General features: G+C 58.7%; 21 protein-coding genes and 1 pseudogene. 11 read left to right on the top strand and 11 right to left on the bottom strand.

What is annotated here, in order from left to right; all coding sequences use genetic code 11:
* Nucleotides 1-105 precede the first annotated feature (105 nt).
* Nucleotides 106-960 carry a MurR/RpiR family transcriptional regulator gene (locus tag AFK65_RS04455; protein ID WP_007700400.1) on the top strand — a complete coding sequence of 285 codons (855 nt, stop codon included), beginning with the start codon at nucleotides 106-108 and terminating at the stop codon, nucleotides 958-960.
* A gap of 57 nt (nucleotides 961-1,017) precedes the next feature.
* Here the strand turns inward: AFK65_RS04455 and iolB are convergent, their stop codons facing one another.
* Nucleotides 1,018-1,827 (bottom strand): 5-deoxy-glucuronate isomerase, encoded by an 810-nt coding sequence (gene iolB, locus AFK65_RS04450; protein ID WP_007700367.1) that lies wholly within the window; start codon nucleotides 1,825-1,827, stop codon nucleotides 1,018-1,020.
* Between the two features lie 18 nt (nucleotides 1,828-1,845).
* A complete protein-coding gene (locus AFK65_RS04445) occupies nucleotides 1,846-3,351 on the bottom strand; it encodes a CoA-acylating methylmalonate-semialdehyde dehydrogenase (protein WP_007700363.1) in 1,506 nt (501 codons plus the stop codon).
* A gap of 357 nt (nucleotides 3,352-3,708) precedes the next feature.
* Here AFK65_RS04445 and AFK65_RS04440 point away from each other — a divergent pair, with 357 nt between their 5' ends.
* Nucleotides 3,709-4,530 carry a TIM barrel protein gene (locus AFK65_RS04440; RefSeq protein ID WP_007700360.1) on the top strand — a complete coding sequence of 274 codons (822 nt, stop codon included), beginning with the start codon at nucleotides 3,709-3,711 and terminating at the stop codon, nucleotides 4,528-4,530.
* Nucleotides 4,531-4,662: 132 nt separating this feature from the next.
* Nucleotides 4,663-4,920, top strand: a complete 258-nt coding sequence (locus tag AFK65_RS04435; RefSeq protein ID WP_007700358.1) for a hypothetical protein — start codon at nucleotides 4,663-4,665, stop codon at nucleotides 4,918-4,920.
* 51 nt (nucleotides 4,921-4,971) lie between these two features.
* On the opposite strand, the gene AFK65_RS04430 is transcribed toward AFK65_RS04435, so the two are convergent.
* From AFK65_RS04430 to AFK65_RS04420, 3 genes are all read right to left on the bottom strand, one after another.
* Nucleotides 4,972-6,672, bottom strand: a complete 1,701-nt coding sequence (locus AFK65_RS04430; RefSeq protein ID WP_038857900.1) for an NAD-dependent malic enzyme — start codon at nucleotides 6,670-6,672, stop codon at nucleotides 4,972-4,974.
* Nucleotides 6,673-6,883: 211 nt separating this feature from the next.
* Nucleotides 6,884-8,149 carry an oligosaccharide MFS transporter gene (locus AFK65_RS04425; RefSeq protein ID WP_007700330.1) on the bottom strand — a complete coding sequence of 422 codons (1,266 nt, stop codon included), beginning with the start codon at nucleotides 8,147-8,149 and terminating at the stop codon, nucleotides 6,884-6,886.
* A gap of 68 nt (nucleotides 8,150-8,217) precedes the next feature.
* Nucleotides 8,218-11,349 carry a beta-galactosidase gene (locus AFK65_RS04420; RefSeq protein ID WP_038857901.1) on the bottom strand — a complete coding sequence of 1,044 codons (3,132 nt, stop codon included), beginning with the start codon at nucleotides 11,347-11,349 and terminating at the stop codon, nucleotides 8,218-8,220.
* Nucleotides 11,350-11,595: 246 nt separating this feature from the next.
* Here AFK65_RS04420 and AFK65_RS04415 point away from each other — a divergent pair, with 246 nt between their 5' ends.
* Nucleotides 11,596-12,672 (top strand): LacI family DNA-binding transcriptional regulator, encoded by a 1,077-nt coding sequence (locus tag AFK65_RS04415; protein WP_038857902.1) that lies wholly within the window; start codon nucleotides 11,596-11,598, stop codon nucleotides 12,670-12,672.
* Nucleotides 12,673-12,675: 3 nt separating this feature from the next.
* Here AFK65_RS04415 and AFK65_RS04410 read toward each other — a convergent pair whose 3' ends face one another.
* On the bottom strand, nucleotides 12,676-13,593 hold the full coding sequence (locus AFK65_RS04410) for an SDR family NAD(P)-dependent oxidoreductase (RefSeq protein ID WP_038857905.1): 918 nt from the start codon (nucleotides 13,591-13,593) through the stop codon (nucleotides 12,676-12,678).
* A 541-nt stretch (nucleotides 13,594-14,134) separates the two neighbouring features.
* Here AFK65_RS04410 and AFK65_RS04405 point away from each other — a divergent pair.
* Nucleotides 14,135-14,938 (top strand): class I SAM-dependent methyltransferase, encoded by an 804-nt coding sequence (locus AFK65_RS04405; protein WP_236612738.1) that lies wholly within the window; start codon nucleotides 14,135-14,137, stop codon nucleotides 14,936-14,938.
* 116 nt (nucleotides 14,939-15,054) lie between these two features.
* On the opposite strand, the gene AFK65_RS04400 is transcribed toward AFK65_RS04405, so the two are convergent.
* Nucleotides 15,055-15,642 (bottom strand): TetR/AcrR family transcriptional regulator, encoded by a 588-nt coding sequence (locus AFK65_RS04400; protein WP_038857907.1) that lies wholly within the window; start codon nucleotides 15,640-15,642, stop codon nucleotides 15,055-15,057.
* 142 nt (nucleotides 15,643-15,784) lie between these two features.
* Here AFK65_RS04400 and AFK65_RS04395 point away from each other — a divergent pair, with 142 nt between their 5' ends.
* The gene (locus AFK65_RS04395; protein WP_007699216.1) at nucleotides 15,785-16,189 is read left to right on the top strand and encodes a RidA family protein; all 405 of its coding nucleotides are present in this window, start codon (nucleotides 15,785-15,787) and stop codon (nucleotides 16,187-16,189) included.
* 46 nt (nucleotides 16,190-16,235) lie between these two features.
* On the opposite strand, the gene gap is transcribed toward AFK65_RS04395, so the two are convergent.
* The 3 genes from gap to AFK65_RS04380 all read right to left on the bottom strand — a co-directional run bounded on the left by gap (nucleotide 16,236) and on the right by AFK65_RS04380 (nucleotide 18,847).
* The gene (gene gap, locus AFK65_RS04390; RefSeq protein WP_007887986.1) at nucleotides 16,236-17,246 is read right to left on the bottom strand and encodes a type I glyceraldehyde-3-phosphate dehydrogenase; all 1,011 of its coding nucleotides are present in this window, start codon (nucleotides 17,244-17,246) and stop codon (nucleotides 16,236-16,238) included.
* 78 nt (nucleotides 17,247-17,324) lie between these two features.
* Nucleotides 17,325-18,305 (bottom strand): GlxA family transcriptional regulator, encoded by a 981-nt coding sequence (locus tag AFK65_RS04385; RefSeq protein WP_038857909.1) that lies wholly within the window; start codon nucleotides 18,303-18,305, stop codon nucleotides 17,325-17,327.
* 245 nt (nucleotides 18,306-18,550) lie between these two features.
* Nucleotides 18,551-18,847, bottom strand: coding sequence for a hypothetical protein (locus tag AFK65_RS04380; RefSeq protein ID WP_004386323.1), 297 nt, complete (start codon nucleotides 18,845-18,847; stop codon nucleotides 18,551-18,553).
* A gap of 340 nt (nucleotides 18,848-19,187) precedes the next feature.
* Here AFK65_RS04380 and AFK65_RS20700 point away from each other — a divergent pair, with 340 nt between their 5' ends.
* From AFK65_RS20700 to AFK65_RS04370, 3 genes and pseudogenes are all read left to right on the top strand, one after another.
* On the top strand, nucleotides 19,188-19,709 hold the full coding sequence (locus AFK65_RS20700) for a DUF2778 domain-containing protein (RefSeq protein WP_007698822.1): 522 nt from the start codon (nucleotides 19,188-19,190) through the stop codon (nucleotides 19,707-19,709).
* Nucleotides 19,684-19,941: a hypothetical protein gene (locus AFK65_RS04375; RefSeq protein ID WP_007698819.1), complete on the top strand. Its 258-nt coding sequence runs from the start codon at nucleotides 19,684-19,686 to the stop codon at nucleotides 19,939-19,941. The genes AFK65_RS20700 and AFK65_RS04375 overlap by 26 nt, the downstream gene beginning before the upstream one ends.
* Nucleotides 19,942-20,010: 69 nt before the next feature.
* Nucleotides 20,011-20,439, top strand: a pseudogene (locus tag AFK65_RS04370) (DUF943 family protein).
* 72 nt (nucleotides 20,440-20,511) lie between these two features.
* Here AFK65_RS04370 and AFK65_RS04365 read toward each other — a convergent pair.
* Entirely contained in the window at nucleotides 20,512-20,982 is a 471-nt protein-coding gene (locus tag AFK65_RS04365; protein ID WP_081639394.1) for a DUF943 family protein, read from the bottom strand.
* A gap of 143 nt (nucleotides 20,983-21,125) precedes the next feature.
* Here AFK65_RS04365 and AFK65_RS04360 point away from each other — a divergent pair, with 143 nt between their 5' ends.
* Nucleotides 21,126-22,184, top strand: coding sequence for a dipeptidase (locus tag AFK65_RS04360; protein WP_032804311.1), 1,059 nt, complete (start codon nucleotides 21,126-21,128; stop codon nucleotides 22,182-22,184).
* A 111-nt stretch (nucleotides 22,185-22,295) separates the two neighbouring features.
* Nucleotides 22,296-22,373, top strand: coding sequence for a pyrroloquinoline quinone precursor peptide PqqA (pqqA, locus tag AFK65_RS20695; RefSeq protein WP_004387125.1), 78 nt, complete (start codon nucleotides 22,296-22,298; stop codon nucleotides 22,371-22,373).
* The last annotated feature ends 43 nt before the right edge of the window (nucleotides 22,374-22,416 follow it).

The raw sequence follows: 22,416 nt of genomic DNA, 5'->3' as shown, positions 1-22,416 counted from the left end.
TCGTGAAATGAATCGCGTATTTCATCCGGGAAAATGAAAAATTCGCTTCATTTGATACACTGACACAAGCTTTCCTTCTTTTCCCCCTTTTATCAGGCACGATACATGGCAAATAATCCGACCCAGCTCTCCATCCTTCAGGATGAAATTCGTCGCCGGTATGACGACCTCAGCAAACGACTTAAACAGGTGGCGCGCTACATTCTTGATAACAGCAACAGCGTCGCGTTCGACACCGTCGCCTCTATCGCCCGGCAGGCGGATGTGCCGCCTTCGACGCTTATCCGTTTCGCCAATGCGTTTGGCTTCAGCGGCTTTAATGAAATGAAGCAGATGTTCAGACAGCATCTGATGGAAGAGACCGCCAACTATACCGAACGCGCGCGCCTGTTCCGCCAGACCGCCAGCGAAGAGACCAGCGCGCCGGAAACGCCGGGCGAAATCCTCAGCATGTTTACGATGGTTAATACCCAGGCGCTGCAACAACTGGCGATGCAGATGGCGCCGGAAGATCTGGAAAAAGCGGTGCAGCTGCTGGCCGAGGCGGAGAATATCTATGTTATCGGCCTGCGCCGGTCGTTCAGCGTCGCGTCGTACCTCACCTACGCGCTGCGCCATCTCGACCGTAAAGCGTTCCTGATTGACGGGCTGGGCGGCATGTTCACCGAACAGCTAAGCCTGGTGGGGCCGAAAGATGTGGTGGTGGCGGTGAGCTTCTCGCCGTACTCCCGCGAAGTGGTCGAACTGGTGGAGCTGGGCGCGCAGCGCAAAGCGCGCCAGATTGCGATTACTGACAGCCAGGTGAGCCCGCTTGCCGCCTTCAGCGACGTCTGCTTTGTGGTGCGCGAAGCGCAGGTGGACGGCTTTCGCTCGCAGGTGGCGTCGCTCTGTCTCGCCCAGACGCTCGCCGTCTCGCTGGCGCTCGACAACAGCAAAAGCGCACAGCAGCAAACCGCGTAACGCTCCGCGCGCCGCGACCAAAAAAAACGGCCCAAAGGGGCCGTTTTTTATTCAGGCTTAACGCCGCGGATAGTCATCGCTGTTGATCCAGGCGTGGTCCTCTTCCCAGGTAAACAGCCACTGGCGTTCCGGCCCGGCCATCACGTTCAGGTAATAGCTGTCATAGCCCGCGATCGCCGCCACCGGATGATAGCCGCGCGGCACCATGACCACATCGTGATTGTAAGGCGCCATGCAGACGTCCAGGCTACGGTCGTCGGTATAGACCCGCTGAAAGGCGAACCCCTGCGGCGGGTCGAAACGGTGGTAGTAGGTCTCTTCAAGCTGCGTCTCTTTGCCCGGCACCGGGGTGTCGTGCTTGTGCGCGGGCCAGGAGCTGGTGGCGCCCTCTTCGGTATAGACCTCCACCACCAGCAGACAGTCCGCCTCGCCGCTGTCCGGCAGGATGTTATGCACCAGCCGCTGGTTACGCCCTTTACCGCGATGCTCAACGCCCACCTCTTCAGGCGAAATCACCCTTGCAGGCCGCGTGCCCTTGCCCGGCGCGCTGCACACGGCAAGCTCCAGATCCGAATCGGCGGTCACTTCGACGCGCTCCTGCGGCGGCACGTAGACCGACCACGGCGGCGTGCGCTCAAACGGCGACACCCGCCCGCCGAGGCCTGGAAACTCCGCGTTACGGGTTTTCACCGAGGCGAGCCCCGCCACCAGCACCAGGCACAGCTCCCGGTCGCCGCTCTCAAGCGTGACCGTTTCGCCCGGTTTCAACATCCAGACATCAAAGCCGATATAGCGCCAGCCGGCGCTTTCCGGGGTGATGTGCTGTATCTGGCGCGCGTCGCGCTGCGCCTTTGCAAGTAACGACATGGCTCCTCCTGGAAAAACTTAACCGAGCGTCGGCATACTGAATTCAGAGACGGTCTGCTGCCCCTGCGGCCAGCGCACCGTGGCGGTTTTCATACGGGTATAGAACCGCACGCCGTCCGGCCCGTGCACATTCAGCGCGCCGAACACCGAACGCTTCCAGCCGCCAAAGCTGTGAAACGCCATCGGCACCGGCACCGGGACGTTGACGCCCACCATCCCCGCCTGAACGTCATGCACGAATTCGCGCGCCGTATGGCCGTTGCTGGTGAAAATCGCGCTGCCGTTGCCAAACTCATGGCTGTTGATCAGCGCCAGCGCGCGCTCGTAATCCGGCGCGCGGACGATGCCGAGCACCGGCCCGAAAATCTCTTCGCGCCAGATGACCATCTCCGGCGTTACGTTATCAAACAGCGTGCCGCCGACGTAGTAGCCCGCTTCATAGCCTGGCAGACGGAATTTACGGCCGTCGACCACCAGTTTCGCGCCTTCGCTGACGCCCTTTTCAATATAGCCCAGCACTTTTTTCTGGTGGGCGTCGGAAACCACCGGCCCCATTTCGTTCTCTTCCGGCCCGCGCATACAGCCCGGCCCGACTTTCAGCGCTTCCACCAGCGGCGTGAGGCGCGCAATCAGTTTATCCGCCGTTTCGTCGCCCACCGCGACCACAATCGGCAGCGCCATGCAGCGCTCGCCAGCAGAACCAAACGCGCCGCCCATAATGGCGTTTACCGTGGCGTCGAGATCGGCATCCGGCATGACAATGGCGTGGTTTTTCGCCGCGCCGAACGCCTGCACGCGTTTACCGTAAGCGCTGGCGGTTTTGTAGATATGCTCCGCCACGCCGGACGAGCCGACAAAGCTGACCGCCGCGATGCGCGGATCGGTGTAGAGCTGTTCGGCGTCTTCATTACTGCAATGCACCACGTTGAACACGCCATCCGGCAGCCCGGCTTCTGACAGCAGCTCAGCGAGACGCACCGCGGCGGTCGGCGCCAGCGCGGGCGGTTTCAGCACAAAGCTGTTGCCGCAGGCGAGCGCTATCGGGAACATCCACATCGGCACCATCGCCGGGAAGTTAAACGGCGTGATCCCCGCCACCACGCCGAGCGGCTGCATCAGCGAGTAGCTGTCGACGCGGGTACCGACATCAGAGGAGTATTCCCCTTTAATCAGGTGCGGAATGCCGCAGGCGAACTCCACCACTTCCATGCCGCGCGTCAGCTCGCCCATGGCGTCTGACCAGACCTTGCCGTGCTCGCTGACGATAATCGCCGCCAGCTCGTCGGCATGTTTCTCAAGCAGCATTTTGAAATGAAACAGCACCCTGGCGCGGCGCAGCGGCGTGGTATTGGCCCAGCCGTGGAACGCCTCATGGGCGACCTGGATCGCCGCCGAGACCTCCTGGGCCGTGGATTGCGTGACCTCGCGCACCGGTTTGCCCGTGGCCGGATCGAAGACCGGCACCGTCTGGCCGCTGCTGCTGTTACAGATTTTCCCGCCGATAAAGTTTCCTGTGATATTCATGCTTAGCCTCGTCGTCTGGAGGGGGTCAATGCGGGAGCCGTGGCGGCTCGCGTAAAAACGTCTGTCCTCATCCTGGCTAAATGAAATGAATATTTCAATAAAAATATAAATGAAATTTACTTTTGGTGACCATCGTCGCATTTTCTACAGCATCGCATTTCTGACCTGACCATTGCCTGCCTTTAACCCCTGAAAATTAGCGGGATAAGCGGCTCCTGCCCGGCAAAACCGACGGCTGCACCTTCTTTTTTGCGAAGCCGATCAAAGAAGCAGAATTTCGAATATTGCGAAATATGAAATAAATGTTTTGATTACAGGCAGGCCAGTCTTTCATTCTGTTGCTTTCAGGAGAGTACGATGACCATTGCACTGCACCGCTTCTGCGTTAACCGCAAAATCGCCCCGGGGCTGGATATCCCCGCGTTTTTTAAACTGGTGAACCGGCTTGGGCTGAATAAGGTCGAGCTGCGTAACGATATGCCCGGCGGCAAGGTCACCGACGATTTGAGCGCAGTACAGGTGCGCGAGCTGGCGGCGCGTTACGACATCGACATTGTCACTATTAACGCCGTCTACCCGTTTAACCAGCGCACGCCCGCGGTGCGCGAGCTGACCGAATCGCTGCTGAAAGACGCGCAGGCGGTGGGCGCGGCGGGGCTGGTGCTCTGTCCGTTAAACGACGGCACGCCTGTCGGGCCGGCGGAAACCCTGGCGGCGTTACATGATCTCGCCCCGCTTTTTGCCCATTACGGCATTCAGGGGCTGGTGGAGCCGCTCGGTTTTCCGCAAAGTTCGCTGCGCTCGGCGGCCGAAGCGCAGACGCTTATCCGCGACGCGAATGTGCCGTTTAAGCTACTGATCGACACCTTCCACCATGCGCTCTATCCGCAGGCGGCGCAGGCGTTTTCCCGGGTGGATGTCTCGATGATTGGGCTGGTGCATCTCTCCGGCGTTAACGATCCGCGCCCGCTTGAGACGCTGACCGACGATCAGCGCCTGATGCTGATGCCGGACGACAGGCTGAAGACCGTAGAGCAGATCAAGGCGCTGGAAGCGCGCGGCTATCAGGGCATCTACGCGTTCGAGCCGTTCTCCTCCGCCATGGCGTCATGGCGCGAAGCGGATATTGAGCGCGAGATAGTCAACAGCATCGCGCTGGTGCAAGAAAACGTGGCCTGAGGGCTAAGCGCGCCCGAAAACCGGCGATAAAATCACCTGTGGTCGGGGCGCGGTTTCAGGTATGATGCGAGGCCAGACCCCGCGGCGACAGGTGTCGTCGGGGTTGTCCTTTATTCAGAACCGAGCGCGTCAATGAGAGTCACCCCGGCCAACACCCTTGAATCCATTATCTTTTGTCTGCTGTTTATTTTTTTCTTCCTGAATATCCCGCCGGTGCTGTTCGCGCTGCTGCACACCGCCGAGTTACGCGACGTCGCCGCCGTGGTGAACGTGGTGCCTTTCCTTGATGACTTTAACGCCTATTTTATTGAGCTGGCGGTGGTGTCGGTTATCTGTTCGCTGATAACGACCGTGGCGGGCAGAGCGCTGTGGGCGCGCTGGGGCAGATGAAACAAACAACGGGAAGAGACGCTGGCGCAGGCGCGCCAGCGTGAAGCCGCATCAGATAGAGGTGCGGCGGTAGCTGCGGTATTCCGGCAGCCAGAAGTTATCTTCAATGGCCTGTAACAGCGCCTCGGCGGAGGTTTTCACCGCCACACCCTGCTGCTGCGCCATTTTGCCTACCGCAAACGCGATATCCTTCGACACCGCCTGAATATCCGTCAGCGGCGGCAGCACCAGACCGCTGCCGGTATTGACCAGCGGCGAATGCGAGGCCAGCGCTTCGCTCGCCGCCATCATCATCTCATCGGTCACGCGCAGCGCGCCGGACGAAATAATCCCAAGCCCGATGCCGGGGAAGATATAGGCGTTGTTGCACTGCGCAATCGGGTACGTTTTCTCTTTCACCGTCACCGGCTGGAACGGGCTGCCCGTCGCCACCAGCGCCGCGCCGTCGGTCCAGTTCAGGATGTCGTGCGGCGTCGCCTCGACGCGTGAGGTCGGGTTAGAGAGCGGCATGACAATCGGGCGCGCGCAGTGCTTGTGCATCTCGCGGATGATCTCTTCGGTGAAAAGCCCGGTCTGGCCGGAGACGCCGATGAGAATGTCCGGTTTGGCGTTGCGCACCACATCCAGCAGCGAGATCGAATCGCTCTGCGTATCCCAGCCCTGAAGGCTGTCGCGTTTTTGCACCAGCTTCGACTGGAATGACAGCAGGTTTGGCATGTTGTCGGTCAGCAGGCCGAAACGGTCGACCATAAACACGCGGGCGCGCGCCTGCTCGTCGCTTAAGCCGCCTTCGGTACGCATCCACGCGATGATCTGCTCGGCGATGCCGCACCCGGCGGAGCCTGCGCCGAGGAAGACGATTTTCTGCTCGCTGAGCTGGCTGCCCGCCGCGCGGCTCGCGGCAATCAGCGTGCCGAGCGTCACCGCCGCGGTGCCCTGAATATCATCGTTAAAGCAGCAGATCTCGTCGCGATAGCGCTCAAGCAACGGCATCGCGTTTTTCTGCGCGAAATCTTCAAACTGCAACAGCACGTTCGGCCAGCGCTGTTTCACCGCCTGGATAAAGTCATCGACGAACGCGTAATACTCGTCATCGGTGATACGCGGGTGACGCCAGCCCATATAGAGCGGATCGTTCAGCAGTTGCTGATTGTTGGTGCCGACATCCAGCACGATAGGCAGCGTATACGCCGGGCTGATGCCGCCGCAGGCGGTGTAGAGCGAGAGCTTGCCGATAGGAATCCCCATGCCGCCGATGCCCTGGTCGCCGAGGCCGAGAATACGCTCGCCGTCCGTCACCACGATCACTTTGATGTTATGGATAGGCACGTTCTGCAGGATGTCGTCCATGTTGTGGCGGTTCGGCCAGGAGATGAACACCCCGCGGGCGCGGCGGTAGATCTCGGAAAAACGTTCGCAGGCCGAGCCCACCGTCGGGGTGTAGATGATGGGCATCATCACCTCAAGATGGTTTTCCAGCAGGCGATAGAACAGGGTTTCGTTGGTGTCCTGGATGTTGCGCAGGTAAATGTGTTTATCAATATCCGTTTTGAAATCTTCAAACTGTCGCCACGCGCGCTCCGCCTGCTCTTCAATGGTTTCCACCACTTCCGGCAACAGCCCCAGCAGGTTGAAATTGCTGCGCTCTTCCATGCTGAAGGCGCTGCCCTTGTTCAGCAGCGGAAACTCCAGCAGAACGGGGCCGGCGTAGGGAATGTAAAGCGAACGGTTTTTTTTGTGTTTGATTTCCATCTGTCTCACTCTTTTTTGCGCGGCAGAAGCCTCACCATTGGCTTTCTGGGGGCCGCGTCGGAACGGGCGGATTACCATAGCGGCACATAGTGTATAAGAAAGCGGCCCGGCACTCTTCCCTTAATGGACAGATTTGTCGCATCAATACCATGCAATTTATTCATCATGAAGGATTTGGGGGAGCCGCGCTCCCCCGGAAACGGTGTGGCCGTCAGGCCAGCGAAGAATCGGGCGATGTCTCAGGCGCCGGGCGCGGGCGGCCCTGGAGCGTGAAGAACGAGATAACGGTAAAGCCAAGCGTAATCAGGCCGAGCACCAGATAGGTCTGCTGGAAGCCCACGGTGTCATACATCCGGCCCGCCCAGGTGGAGAGCACGACGCCGGAGAGCTGTTTGGAGAGGTTAAAGCCCACCAGAAACAGCGTGGCGGAAAGGCGTGGATCGAAGACCGCGGAAATGTATTTAAACGTGCCCACCAGCAGGAACGGCAGCTCAAACATATGCAGCGTTTTAAGGATGATCACCTGCCAGTCGGCGGTGGCGAATGACGAGCCGATAATGCGCATCGACATGATCGCGCCCGCGATCAGCAGCGCGTTTTTGCTGCCGATACGGTTGATGATAAACGGCGTGAAGAACATCACGGTGGCGTTAAGCAGCTCGCCGCCGGTGGTGACGAAGCCGAAAATCTGGGTGCCGCGCTCGGGGCTTGAGAAAAAGCCTTTAAAGAAGTTGGCGAACTGCTGGTCAAAGACGTCATACACGCTCGCCACGCCCACCACGTAGATGATAAACGCCCAGAAGCTGCGCATTCTGAACAGCTCGCTGACGAGCTTCATTGAGAACGCCTGGCTGGTCTCCTTCGTGCCGGAGATCAGATTGCCGCTCTCCCCCGCCGGGCGCGAAAACCAGAGCACGCCCGCCAGGATCAGCGCGCACGCCGACGCTACCCAGAAGATGATATTGGGGTTCACGCCAAACAGCATACCGGTCATCGAGGCGCACAGCGCCCAGCCCACGCAGCCGGAGACGCGCACCTTGCCATATTCAAAGTTATTGGCGCGGCTGACGCGCTCAATGTACGCCTCCACCGCGCCGGAGCCGCTTGAGAAGACAATGCCGAGATAGCAGCCGCCGACAAATGCCCCGACCCAGATGTTAAACGCCAGCAGCGGCTTGAGCACAAAGATAAAAAACGGCGCGAACAGCACCAGTAGGCCGGTTATCGTCCACAGCAGATGCTTGCGCAGCCCGAGTTTATCGGAGACCAGGCCAAACACCGGCTGGAAGATAATCGCGAACAGCGAAATACATGAGAAGACAATGCCGGTATCCGTTTTACTGAGATGCGCGACATCCGCCAGCCACACAGGGAAAAACGGAAAGTAGGCCGACATAATGAAGTAGTAGAAAAAGAAGAACAGCAAAAAGAATATGAAGTTCTGTTTTTCAACCGGGGTCAGGGCAGGCTTATTCATCTTTCACCTTCTGTGTGGAGGTTGTTTTTGTTGTTAACGCCGGGGCGCGCCCCGGCGGTCGCGCCCTGTCAGCCTTGCCGTCTGCGCAGGGTAAAGCGGTAGCGGTATTCCCGCGCGGTCAGCAGATATTCCGGGTGCACGCTCGGTGTCCAGGAGTCATCGCCGCCGACGCCCATATGGAAGCCGTCAATCGACAGCCAGATGCCCGCCTCCGGCTGCAATTTATGCCAGTGGCTGGTTTCCATCAGCTGACGCGTTCCGTAAGGGCTTAGCGAGAAATGAAACTCGCCTTCAGCCTGCCAGCCGTTCCAGGTAAGCTCGCGGGTGTTGCAGCGCAGGCCGTTTTCGCCAGGGAAGATATACGGCGTGGTGAGCTCTGAAAGCGGCAGCGTCCAGCGCGAGAAGCACGCGCTGCTCAGGCGGTCCGGGTAGTTCTCATGCGGGCCGAGGCCGAGCCAGCTTGCCGTCTCTTCGCCGCCGCGTAACTGGCAGACCACGCCCGCGCGCGGCAACGGCGGCAGCGCGGCGCTGCGCGCGATGTCGATATCGCAGCGCAGCGCGCCCTGGTTATCCACCACCATGCGCCAGCGGCTGAGAATAGCCGGGCCGTCCGCCACGCCTTTCGCAAAGTACGCGTGCTGCGCGACGATCTCCACGCCGTCGCGGGTGGTCTGCGCGTCGCAGGCCAGGCAGCGGTGTTCGGTCTCATACAGCCCGGCGGCTTTCCAGCGCTCCACCCAGGCGTTCGGATCGATGCGTTCCACTTCGCTGACGCCGATATCGTTATCGATCGGCGCGCGGATGAACTGATCGGCAAGCGGCGTCAGCATCTGATCCACGCCGTCGTCGCTCCACTGCGTCAGCTGGCCGCTGGCGCGGCTCACATGCCAGGTCTGACGCCCGTGGCGAATGACAAACTCCGCGTCGGTGATCTCAAGCTGCGGCGCGTCGCCTGCCACAACCGGCTCCGGCAGCGCGAGCGGCGCGGCGAGCGGCCACTGCGCCCAGGCGCTGAGATGCCCTTCGGGCGACCACGGCGTCGCCTGCGGCTGTTCGACGCGCACGTGCAGCCAGACGTCCTCGTCGCCCGCGCGGGCGCTAAAGCCCGTGTCGCTGAGCGTCAGCACGCGGGACGCCTGCGGGCCGAGCTCCAGCGCCAGTTCCCCGCTCAGGCGCGTCTCGCCCCGCACCTCGATGCTCCACAGCAGGCGCTCGTTGTCGCTCTCGCGGAACAGGTATTCGCTGGTCGCCTCGATTTGCAGCGGGTTTTCGCTCACCAGACGGAACTGGAAGAACTGCTGCTGATGCTTCGCCTCAAAGAGCGCCGGGTGCGGCGTGCGGTCCGGGAAGACCAGCCCGTTCATGCAGAACTGGCGGTCGTTCGGCGTGTCGCCGAAATCGCCGCCGTAGGCCCACCAGCGGCTGCCGTCAGGCTCGACGCGCGTAATGGCCTGGTCGGCCCAGTCCCAGATAAAACCGCCCTGCAGGCGCGGATACTGGCGGAACGCGGCCCAGTAGTCGGCGAAATTCCCCAGGCTGTTGCCCATCGCGTGCGCGTATTCGCAGAGGATCAGCGGGCGGGTTTCGCCGGGCATTGAAATCCACTTTTTAATCGACCATTTCGGCACCGCAGGAATCAGCTGGTCGGTCTCCACGCGCGCGTACATCGGGCAGATAATGTCGGTCGCGCGGGTATCCGCCCCGCCGCCTTCATACTGCACCGGGCGCGTCGGGTCCTGATGCTTGATCCAGTTATAGAGCGCGGTGTGGGTCGCGCCGTTGCCCGACTCATTGCCGAGCGACCAGATAATAATGCTCGGGTGGTTGCGGTTGCATTTCACCATGCGCGTGACGCGCTCGCTGTAGGCGCCCAGCCACACCGGATCGTCCGAAAGACGGCTCATCGGCTCCATGCCGTGGGTTTCAATGTTGGCTTCATCCACCACGTACAGTCCGTAGCGGCTGCACAGCTCATACCAGCGCGGCTGGTTGGGGTAGTGCGAACAGCGCACGGCGTTAAAGTTGTTCTGCTTCATCAGCAGGATATCCTGCACCATCGCCGCCTCGTCCACCGCCTGGCCTTTTTCCGGGTGATGCTCGTGACGGTTAACGCCGCGGATCAGTAGCGGCTGGCCGTTAAGCGTCAGCAGGCCGTTGCTGATTTCCACGCGACGAAAGCCGACGTCGTGCGCCTCAGAGACCAGCGGCATGCCGTCGGCGTCCAGCAGCGTCACCACCGCGCGATACAGGTGCGGCGTTTCGGCGCTCCACAGCAGCGGATTATCAACGTCGAGCGAGAGCGTGACGCGTTCGGCGTAGTTGCCACGCTCATCAATCGGGGCCGAGCCAAGCGGCAGCGTCTGGCTCGCGATTTCGTGTTCGCCGCGCCACAGCGCCAGACTGACGCTGAGCCCGCGCGCGGCGGGCGTCACTTCCACGTCGCTGAACAGCGTGGCGTGACGCAGCGACGGCGCAAGCTCGGTATGCACGCGCACATCGGCCAGCGCCTGCTCCGGGAGATGCAGCAGGCTGACCGGGCGGAAAATCCCACTCATGCGCCACATATCCTGATCTTCCAGATAAGTGCCGTCCGACCAGCGCAGCACCAGCACGCACAGGCGGTTGCGGCCCGCGTGCAGCACGCCGGTAAGATCGAATTCCGCCGGCAGGCGGCTGTCCTGCGAGTACCCCACCCACTGCCCGTTACACCAGAGATAAAACGCCGAATTCACGCCGCCGAAGACAATGCGCGTGCGGCCCGCCTCCAGCCACGCCTGCGGCACCTCGATATCGCGCGAATAGCAGCCGGTCGGGTTGTCGTCCGGCACAAACGGCGGGTTCACCGGGATCGGGTAGCGCACGTTGGTGTAGATCGGCGTGTCGTAGCCTTCCATCTGCCAGTTTGAGGGCACCGGCGTGGCGCGGGCGTCGCTGAGATCCGCCGCCAGCCAGACTTCAGGCACCTGATGAGGGCTGGTGAAAAAGCTGAACTGCCATTCGCCGTCGAGCGACAGCACAGCGTCGGACGGCTCGCCACGACGCGCGCAGTCGGCGTCGCGCCAGCCGTGCAGCGGCGTGTGGGACGGCAGACGGTTAACGCTGGTGATCGCCGGGTTTTGCCAGTCGTTGCGGGCGAGGATCGTCGCCAGCGGGCGCGTCTGGAGTTCGTTAAAAGCGGTCGTGGTGGGGTTTTCTGTCATGATAGTTCCCTGGAAACAATAAAATGTCGTGCGCTAACATAAAGGATCAGCATGGCGGGAAACCGGACAGATCGCGAATGGCGGCATTGCAGAATGCGATCCTGGATCACATCATGACGCAGGCAGGATCGTGAATTGCGATCTGCGTCACAGCAGTGATGTTAGCGCGCGACATTTCGCACCAGAAATTGACTTTATCGCGCGCCATCGCCGATGATTCAGGCCACACAGAGCAGAGGAATGGCGATGAAAAAACGACTCAGCACGCTGGATGACGTGGCGCAGAAAGCCGGGGTGTCGCACCAGACGGTGTCGCGCGTGCTTAATAAGCCGGAGATGGTTTCGCCCGCGACGCGCCAGCGGGTGCTGGACGCGATGGACGCTCTACAGTTTGTGCCAAATCGCAGCGCGCAACTGCTGGCCGGTAAAGCCACCCGCACGCTCGGGTTTATCACCGTTTCTCTGGCGCTGCATGCGCCCTCGCAGATTGCCGCCGCCATTAAAAGCCACGCCGCGCGGGCGGACTACAGCGTGGTGATCGCCACGCTGGAAACCGGCACGCTGGAAGAGCTACAACGCTCGCTCAATGAAATGCGCGCGCAGAAAGTGGATGGCGTCATTATCAACCTGCCGCTCGGGGCGGAGGCGGCCGCAAGCATCGTTAACGACAACAGCGATCTGCTGTGCCTGTTTCTCGATGTGCCCGCCGACAGCGACGTCTTTCACGTAAGCTTTGACCCGCGCGACGGCTCGCGCCAGAGCGTGGAGTTTCTGCTAAACGGCGGGCATCAGCGCATCGCGTTGCTCGCGGGGCCGGAACACTCGGTGGCGTCCGGTATGCGTCTCGCCTGCTGGCAGGACGTGCTTAGCGCGCACGGGCTTACCCCGTGCGCGGTTTTACACGGCGACTGGAGTTCGAAAGACGCCTGGCGGCAGACGCTGAGCCTGTTCCGCACCCGGCGCGATATCACGGCGCTGGTGGTGGCGAACGATCAGATGGCGTTCGGCGCCATGAGCGCGCTGGATGAGCTGGGCCTGCGCGTGCCGCAGGATGTCTCGGTGATTGGCTATGACGACACGCCGGACAGCGCCTATTTCATTCCGCCGCTTACCACCGTCGAGCAGGATTTCAACCGGCTGGGCGCGCAGGCGGTGAGCCGCATGGTGGCGCGCCTCGCGGGCCACGGCGAGAGCGGCTCTACCCTGCTGCCGACCCGCTTTATCGAGCGCCGCTCCACCGCGCCGCTGGGCGACCGCAACGCCTCTCGCGAACGGCTGCTCGATGAAATGGCGCGCCTGGTAAAAGCCCTGCGCGAGTGCTGAGCCTCAGCGCGCTTTATCTTCCTGCTTCATTCGCGCGCGAATGCCGCCGTCAATGGTGGTGGTGTCCGCCATCGGCGTATAGATAGCGCCGGTCGTCGGGGCCAGCGGCTGCGCTTTTTCCACCGAGCGGTTAATCACGTTAGCGGAGAGTTTTTCCGTCATATCCGGGAACAGATGGTGCGATAAATTCGACGATCGCGCCTTCCAGCCCACCGGGATCTCCTCTTGCGGTTTGAAACAGGCTTTGACCATCGCGTCGATCACCTTCTCCGGCGAATCCATCGCGGCCATGCGCGGCGCGTGGCCGGTATAGTTGGCGGCGTGCGTCCACCACGGCGTATCCACCGCCCACGGCATGATGGTCGCTACTTTGATGTCGTGGTAATCGTTAAGCCGCAGCTCCTCGTTAATGGTGCGTCCGAGGCTCAGCACGGCGGCTTTGGTGGCGGCGTAGCTCGACTGAAACGCCAGCGGCACTTCGCTGTCCACCGAGCCGGTGTTAATCAGCACGCCGAAGCCCTGGGCGATAAAATGCTTCATCGCTACGTGCGCGCCGTAAATCACGCCTTTCAGATTCACATCCACCAGCCGCTCATGATCGGCGACCGGGATCTCCCAGAACCAGCCGAGCGCCCCGACGCCGACGTTATTGATCCAGACGTTAATCGGCCCGAAGCGCGCGATCGCCGCCTGCGCCAGGCGCTCCACCTGATCCGGCTGGCTGACGTCTGTTTCCACCGCCAGCGCGTGGCCGTTGTCAGCGTTAATCTCCTGCGCCAGCGCCTCCAGCGCCTCGCCCCGACGCGCCGCCAGCACGACGTTCGCGCCGCGTTTAGCGAGCGCCAGCGCGGCCCCGCGGCCAAAACCGCTCGACGCCCCGGTGATAACGATAGTGGTGTTGATCATTCGTTCTTCAGACATAGCGGCCCCTCTTTTTATCAGCAGATTGCCGCGCAGCTTCAGGCCCGAAGGGCGGCGCGGCCCAGCTTTCAGTCTGGACCGGGATGCGCAGAACGCAAAAAGATGGGCTTTTTAGCCTGCACGTTAATCAGGAAACTGAAACCGATTTGTTTGAAGAGAAGGGGGATACAGGGGGGTTGGTATGAGCGAGGAGCGGAGGCCCGCAATTTTCACTCCACACTGAAATTTTGCTTACATTGCCGCGTATGAGTTAACAGGGAGCCGGTTAATAGCGACAGATAACTCTAATTTAAAAATCAGACTTGTATGAACAGCTTTGTGGAATTATATTTCAGGAGCATATTCATATAATCTTCCTGCCTGTTGAGGTTTTCCTGAAATGAACAACTAATGTGCTATGAACACTTACTGGTTTGCCGGGAGTAAATGCGCATTGTCGTTCATGCCACTTGTCTGCTTGCCGCTAATGTTAATGGCAGCAGATAGCAAAAATTTTTGTGCTTTACTGTCGGGCATTGTTTTAACTTGCTCAGGACAGATAATGATGTCGAATTCTTTTTCCCTCAATAATATTTACCATCACAATCAGGCCGTATGGGATCGCATGGCGCGCGAAAATGGTGACTGGTCGCGTCCCGTGACAACGGAAATCATCCAGGCTGCCCGAAAAGGCCAGTGGCGGGTGCAACTTATACCTTCTGAACTCCCGGCTGGATGGCTTGACGACGTGCAAGGTATGCGTGTTCTGTGTCTGGCCGCTGCTGGTGGGCAGCAGGCTCCCGTGCTGGCAGCTGCCGGCGCGGAGGTGGTTGTACTTGATGCTTCGACAGAACAACTGGCCTTAGATGAGAGGGTTGCGAAACGCGACAACCTGACCTTAAAAACAGTATTGGGCGATATGCAGGATTTATCAGCCTTTGAGGATAAGTCATTCGACCTGATTTTCCATCCCATCTCTAATCTGTATATACCGAACATACGTAAAGTTTGGGCCGAATGTTTCCGCGTCCTACGCAAAGGCGGGAAGTTACTCAGCGGCTTTTATAATCCGGTAGTCTTTGTTTTTGACCGTTCACCTGATTTAGCCCAGAGTGGTTTGATGAAGCCAGCTTTCATTTTACCTTATGCTGATATAACGGATCTGAGCGCAGAGGAAATTGAAAAAAAGTTAGCCATGAACGAGGCCTTTGTTTTTGGCCATACGTTAGCGGAACAAATTAGCGGCCAGCTGGAAGCCGGTTTGATATTGACGGGTTTCGATGAGGCTTTTCAGCCTGCGCCACGTTTTCTTATTGATAAATATATGCCAACGTTTATAGCAACATGCTCAATTAAACCGATGTAGAAACGCTATAGCTCCGCACGAGCTGCGGGGCTAATAATAGCGGACGTAACGATACATCCATTCTTTCGGTTTCGCTGACAATACAAGGATGGCGCCAGGCCATCCTTTTTTCATACTCAGGCCCGAAGACCGCCCGCCAGCAGCGTAAACACCTCGATCATTTTCGGCAGCGCTTCTTCCGGCTCCGGGCTTGCGGCCACCCACAGCGCGGCATTGAGCGCCGCGCCGTTCAGCAGCCGCGCGGCGGCGTCGGCGTCCACCGGTTTGATTATCCCGCTCGCCATCATGCTGATAACGGTCTCGCGCGTGGCGTCGAGGCAGCTATTCTGGCTCGGCCACTGCGCCGGATCGCCGAGAAACGCCGGGCCATCCAGCAGCACGATGCGCCGCACCTCTTCATCCAGCGCCATCTGAATATACGCCACGCCTTCGGCGATCAGCGTTTCCCACGGATCTTCCACGCCTGCGGCGGCCGCTTTCGCGCGCTGCGCCATCTCGCCATCCACCTGCGCGACCACGGCGGCGAGCAGCCCTTTTTTATCGCCGAAATTATGGTACAGCGCGCCGCGCGTCAGCCCGACGCTGGCGGTGAGTTCATCCATTGACGCCGCCGCAAACCCTTTCTCAGCGAACGCCTTTCTCGCCGCCGCGATGAGCTTCGCGCGGTTTTCTTCCATGGTGTCGATGCGCCGTTTTGCGGCCATAGGATCTCCTTTTCACATACGCGACGTATTTCAATTGACATACGCTACGTATGTGTAATGATTATTCACATACGCCGCGTATATTAAATCAATTCCCGGCAAGGCGCACCCGGCTTCTTGCCCAACGTTAACAGGACACCCTATGACCTCTCGTGAACCCGTTTTCCCCGCTAACCGTCATGCGTTGTATGAAGAACACGGTTATTCCGCCGCCATTCGCAGCGGCGATCTGCTGTTTGTTTCAGGCCAGGTCGGCAGCCGCGCCGACGGCACGCCGGAGCCGGATTTCGAAGCGCAGGTGCGGCTTGCGTTTGAGAACCTGCGCGCGACGCTCGCCGCCGCCGGTTGTACCTTTGACGATCTGGTGGATGTCACCACGTTTCATACCGATCCCGAGCGCCAGTTCCCGGCCATTATGGCGGTTAAACAGGCTATTTTCCCGGCGCCGCCGTACCCGAACTGGACCGCGGTCGGCGTCAACTGGCTGGCGGGTTTTGACTTTGAAATCAAGGTGATTGCCCGTATCCCGGACGGGCCGCGCGCATAGTAAAAAAGGATGGCTCAGAGCCATCCTTTTTATCAGCTACTGCGCGTTACAGGCCGCGGCGCGCCATTAACAGCGCCAGATCCACCAGCCGGTTTGAAAAGCCCCATTCGTTATCATACCAGGCGAGAATTTTGACCATGTTGCCGCCAATCACCAGCGTTGAGAGACCGTCGATAATGGAAGAACGCGGGTCGCCGCGGTAGTCGCTGGAGACCAGCGGTTCATCGCTGTAGCCGAGAATGCCTTGCAGCGGCCCTTCCTGGGACGCCTTCAGAAACGCGGCGTTGACCTCTTCCACGGTGACATCGCGGGCGAGCGTGACGGTGAGATCGACAATCGACACCACCGGCACCGGTACGCGCAGCGAGTAGCCGGTCATGCGCCCGTCGAGTTCAGGAATGACTTTGCCGATCGCCTTCGCCGCCCCGCTGGAGTACGGCACGATGGAGAGCGCCGCCGCGCGCGCGCCGCGCAGATCTTTCTCCGGCTGGTCGTGAAGCGCCTGGCTATTGGTGTAAGCGTGGGTGGTGTTCATCAGGCCGTGCTGAATGCCGAACTGCTGATGCAGCACCTGGGCTGCGGGCGCGAGACCGTTGGTGGTGCAACTGCCGTTGCTGACCACGCGGTGGAGCGCCGGATCGTACTGCTCATGGTTAACGCCCATTACGATGGTCAGGTCGTCGTTTTTCGCCGGGGCCGAAATGATGACGCGCTTCGCGCCGCCTTTGGTGATATGCGCTTCGGCCTGGGCTTTATCGGTAAAGAAACCGGTGGCTTCGATGACAATTTCCACGCCCACGCTGCTCCATGGAATATTGCCGGGATCGCGCTCGGAGAAGACGCGGATGGCGCGCCCGTCGAGCTTCAGCTCGCCCTCGCCCGCTTCCACGGTCGCCGGCAGCGTGCCGAGCAGGGAGTCATGTTTCAGCAGATGCGCCAGGGTTTTGCTGTCGGTGAGGTCGTTAATCGCCACCACCTGAAACGCCTCATTGCCCAGCGCGGCGCGTAGTACGTTGCGGCCGATACGGCCAAATCCGTTAATGCCTACTTTAACCATGATGAAGCTCCTCTGTTAACGTTCTGTAGAGAGTGTGTAACAGAGGCCATATGGCGTAAATGACGAGATTAGATCACTTTACGCCATCATGCGCGCGCAGAAGCGTTCGCGGTAGTCGGACGGCGTGAGATGCAGGTTGCGCTCAAAGACGCGGCGCAGGTTGATACCGTTGCCGAAACCGCACTGCGTCGCCACCTGCTCAATACTTTCGCTCCCCTGCTCCAGGCGCTGGCGGGCGGCGTCGAGACGCGCCTCCTCCACATAGCGGGCGGGCGACACGCCGGTTTCGCGCGTAAAGACGCGGGTGAAATTGCGCGGGCTCATCGCCACCTGCTCTGCCAGCCGCTCAACGCTGAGATCCTGCGCCAGGTTCTCAAGGATCCAGCCCTGGAGATCGCGGATCGGGCCTGGCGTTTTCGCCTGGGTCAGCAGATAGCGGCTGAACTGCGACTGACCGCCGGGGCGACGCAGGTACATCACCAGTTCCTGCGCGACGTTACGCGCCAGCTCAAACCCGCCGTCTTCTTCCAGCAGCGCCAGCGTCAGATCAAAACCGGACGTCACGCCTGCCGACGTCCAGATATCGCCGTCCTGCACGTAAATCGGCCCGCGCTCCACCGTCACCGCCGGGAAGCGCGCGGCGAGCGTATCGAGCAGCCGCCAGTGGGTGGTGGCGCGCCGCCCGTCCAGCAGGCCAGCCTGCGCCAGTAGCAGCGCCCCGCCGCACACCGAGACCACGCGCCGGGCATACGGTGCCGCCTGTGACAGCCACTGCGTCACCTGGTCGCCCTCTTCTTCCGTCAGCCCGCGGCCCGTCACCATGATGGTGTCAAAGGGCGTGTGCGGCGCGAGATCGCACAGGCGGTGCTCCGCCAGCAGCTTAAAGCCGGAGGCGCCGTGGATGACGTGGTGCGGCTGGGTGGTGGCAAGCGTCACCTGATAGTGCGGCTCAGGGGCATCCGCAGGCCGCAACTGGTTGGCCCGGGTGAAGATATCGGCGATGCCGGTCGCTTCCAGCAGCATGCCCCCTTCCGGGGCGATAATCAGAATAGTTTTCATGTCCTGAAAAATACGCTTTATACAAATTAAGTCAACACGGGCGCTTAACCGTATGGCCGTTTCAGAACGTGTGATGGCGTGGTCTGTCCGGCATTGAGCGCAGATAACGCTTTGTGGAATAAGTAGAATCGCAGGGAATAAAGGGAGGCGGTTTTTAATGAGAGGGAAAATTGAACGCGCTGGTGTTGTCGCGAGGCCGCGTTTTATTTCAGGAAATTCCCGCCGCTGGCGCAGCGGGGCTGACGTTACTGCCGCGATTGCCAGTCGCGCTCGCAGTGTTCTTTCGCTTCGGCCAGCAAATCGCGCAGTTCCGGCGCGCCGTCGCTGTAGCCGTAATCCATCGTGCTGCTGGCGGCCTGCTGCTCCTGCTGCGCGGCAAAGCGGATCTCATCCTGCTGCGGCTGCCATTCACCATTATCGTCACGCACCAACCGCGTGGCGTATTGCGGCTGCTTGTCATCCTCGCCGTAGATTTCATATTTACACTCAGGCGCGTTTTCCGGCCCAAATTCCAGAGTATCGATCAGATGCGGCTGTGCCATCGTGCCTCCTTCAACAGGTTAAAACTAAAGGGTAGTACAGGGAAGCGGAATGTGCCGGATACAATAAATAACCGAAGCGCTAAAAACCGCAATAAATCAGGGTAAGCAAAATAGTAAAGATAATAACTTCAGCGAACACTCAATTTAATTACACGATGACGCAATAATATTAATTCACCCACTAACAACAACCCTTTATTATTATTCCTAAAAGAGGGGAGCACTCGCACTCTACGCCGCCATATTCTCAGGATTAAAGTAATATATCGCCGTTAGCCCTTGTGATGTCTTACCAGAGAACGATTTAAGCTAATGGATGATTTGAAAAAGGAATACTGCTGTGGCGCTTTTCGGTAAATTCACAATAAACAATGCTGATTTTTCGCCGTTACTGATGTATGGCGTTGGAACATTTATGGCTTTTTCAGGAGATGCGAAATACAGAAATCGAGGCGGATGCATCGCACTACCTGATAAAGGCCCTTTACCGCCAGGCCGTTATCTGATTGTAGACAGACCTACAGGTGGCGCAGGCTCAAGAGTGAGAACAAGCATCATAGACTCATGGAACAGCGTCTCAGGCGTTCCTTCTGATCATTCTCAATGGTTCGCTCTCTACCGCGCAGACGGCCAGCTTGATGACTATACCTGGATAAACCATGTCAAAAGAGGTAATTTTCGTCTTCACCCTGTGGGTGGACAAGGTTTATCACTGGGATGTATTACGTTGCAGCACTCTTCCGATTTTGCGGTGTTGCGCAATGCATTACTGGCAACTAATAAAGTTGTACTTGGGAAAGGCATCGTGACTTATGGAGAAATTGAAGTGGTGGCGTATGAAAGCGATTGTCCTGTTGGTTAATATTCTCCTTTTCGTTGTGCTTTATCTGATCACCATTCCCCTAGTACATTTCTGGCGCCCGCTTACCCGACAGGAAACTGACTGGCTGGTTGATAGCGCAGAATGGCTTGGTTTCCTGAATGCCCAGCAATTATGGTGGCTTCTGATGGCAACGGCTGATTTCATCGTCGCGCTGGTGTTGTTTACTGTGGTTAAATTATTATGGAAAAAATGGTTGTCGCGGCATGGATGACACTGCTTGTTCCATAGCACTTTCACTACGTTAACTACCGTGCGGTATGGCTTAACCACAGGTAACCTAATGAAAAAGAAGCTCATTGCCCTTATCCCTGTTTTTCTGGCCGCTGTGGCTACAATCATTTACTGGGTCAATAAGCCAATAAAAGTTATTGATGTGCACCAAAATTATTTTACGGCACAAATCCTGGTTAACGATTTACCGTTATCCTCTTCAGCCAAAATCGACTGGTGGATAAAAAATAGCAAAGCGCTTTCAGATAAATATCATCTGAATGATAAAGATATCTATATCTTCGCCTGAGGCAATGGGTATCAGGAAGAGGGGAAAGCAGACAGGTTATGCTTCGCAGATATCGCTCCGCCTCGTAACTGCATCGATAAAAATATTCTGATGTCTGTCAGTAAAACCCGAAGCGGCAACACTGAATACCGCATAGATGACGAGGTCTGGTTACAAGAGCCGGGTCAGCAACCTTTACAGATCAAGTGATTATTATTTTCTAAGTAAGACATTGAGCAATATCTAAGCTCAATGTCTTATTTTTGCCTATGGAAAAAATCATTAACGGTACCGTTCCAGGAGCGTCAGTTGACCATCAGGAGTTTGTCTGTAGAATTTCCCATCAACACCAAAAAACACTTTATTATTATAATCTCCTCCGACCCTCATCACGACATCGTTATAAATACAATTTTTATCGCTTTTAATATCATCGAAGCAATTATAGTCGTCTATAGAGCCGTCATTACTACCTGTCGGCGCGGCAACATAGCCCCCGAAATACATGACGGTTACTGAAACGTTTTCAGGATCATCGATTAAATGATATTTCTCTTGCAGGACATCTTTATTTTTGTTCCACCAGGCGATTTTAGCGCGTGTTGTTAAGGGTGGATGTTCAATGTATACGGCATGGCTATCCGCGCGGATAATTGTTGTCGGTGCGAGGGCATCCCACAACTGCCAGCCCCCCGCCAGCACTACGCCTACTGCCGTGATGTTTATAAGTACACGTCTTACCTGACTGCGCATCTCATACATTCCTTTGTCCATCAATATGGTCAGTTGGTGATTATAAACCTGGCCCGATAAAGCACCAAACCGCACCCACGTTTAAGCAGTCGCCCCTCGCCCATGTCACAATAGGTTAACCATTTTTTTACTTCGGAGCGCCGATGCACGTCCTTCACTCTTCTTTCCCGCCCGTGTTTGACGGCCATAACGATCTGCTGCTGCGCCTGTGGCTGCGCGCGGAGGCCGAGCCTGTCGGGGCGGTGTTCAGCGGCCTCGAAGGCGGCCATCTGGATTATCCGCGCATGCGCCAGGGCGGCTTTGCCGGCGGGCTGTTCGCGGTGTTTGTGCCGCCGCCGGAGTATGTCGCGCAGATGCGCAATCTGCCGCTGGCGGATGCCGAAACGATGCACGATCCGCTCGCCATTACGCAGGCGCAGATTGGGCTGTTTCACGCGATGGCGCAGGCCTCCGGCGGGAAAATGCGCGTCTGCCGGACGGTGGCGGATATCGAGCAGTGCATGGCGGATGACGTGGTGGCGCTGGTGCTGCATATCGAGGGCGCGCAGGCGATCGACGCCCAACTGGAGCCGCTCGACGCCCTGCTCGCCCAGGGCGTGCGCAGTATCGGGCCGTTCTGGAACATCCCAAACGTTTTTGGCGAAGGGGTCAGCGGGCCGTTCCCTGGCTCGCCGGATACCGGCGTTGGGTTAACACCTGCCGGTAAAGCGCTCATCCGCGCCTGTCGCGAACGCCATGTGCTGGTGGATGTCTCGCATATGAATCAGAAGGCGTTTTTCGATACCGCGGCCATCGGCGGCGGGCCGCTGGTGGCGACGCACTCCAACGCCCACGCGCTCTGCGCGCAGCCGCGCAACCTCACCGACGAGCAACTCGCGGCCATTAAGGCAAGCGACGGCCTGGTCGGCGTAAACTTCGGCACCGCCTTTCTGCGCGCAGACGGGCAGCGCAACGGCGACACGTCCTTGTCCGAAATTGTTACGCACGTTGAGTATCTGATTACTAAACTGGGTGAAGACCGGGTGGCGTTCGGATCGGATTTCGACGGCATCAGCCTGCCGGATGCGATGGGCGACGTCATCGGTTTACCGCGTCTGATGCAGGCGCTGGCAGCGGCAGGGTTCGACGCGCCGCTGCTGGAAAAGCTCGCCTGGCGCAACTGGTTGCGCGTGCTCAGGCTCGCCTGGGGAGAATCGCAATAAATGGATAAGCATTTAAGTTGCGATCTCGATCACATTTACGCAACATAAGCGCGCCGGTAATCGGTTTCACCAGGGTGGTGAAAAATCACCCGTTATATGAGGAGTAAGACTATGACCAAGTGGACTAAACCTGCGTTTGTTGACCTGCGCCTGGGTCTGGAAGTGACCCTGTACATTTCCAACCGTTAATCGCCTGTGCCCGCGGCTTCGCGGGCACCTTTTCTCTTTTCCT

It is taken from the genome of Cronobacter universalis NCTC 9529, from assembly GCF_001277175.1.
Classification (GTDB): Bacteria; Pseudomonadota; Gammaproteobacteria; order Enterobacterales; family Enterobacteriaceae; genus Cronobacter; species Cronobacter universalis.
The sequence above is the reverse complement of the archived record's forward strand: the minus strand, read 5'-3'. Positions and strand labels throughout refer to the sequence as shown.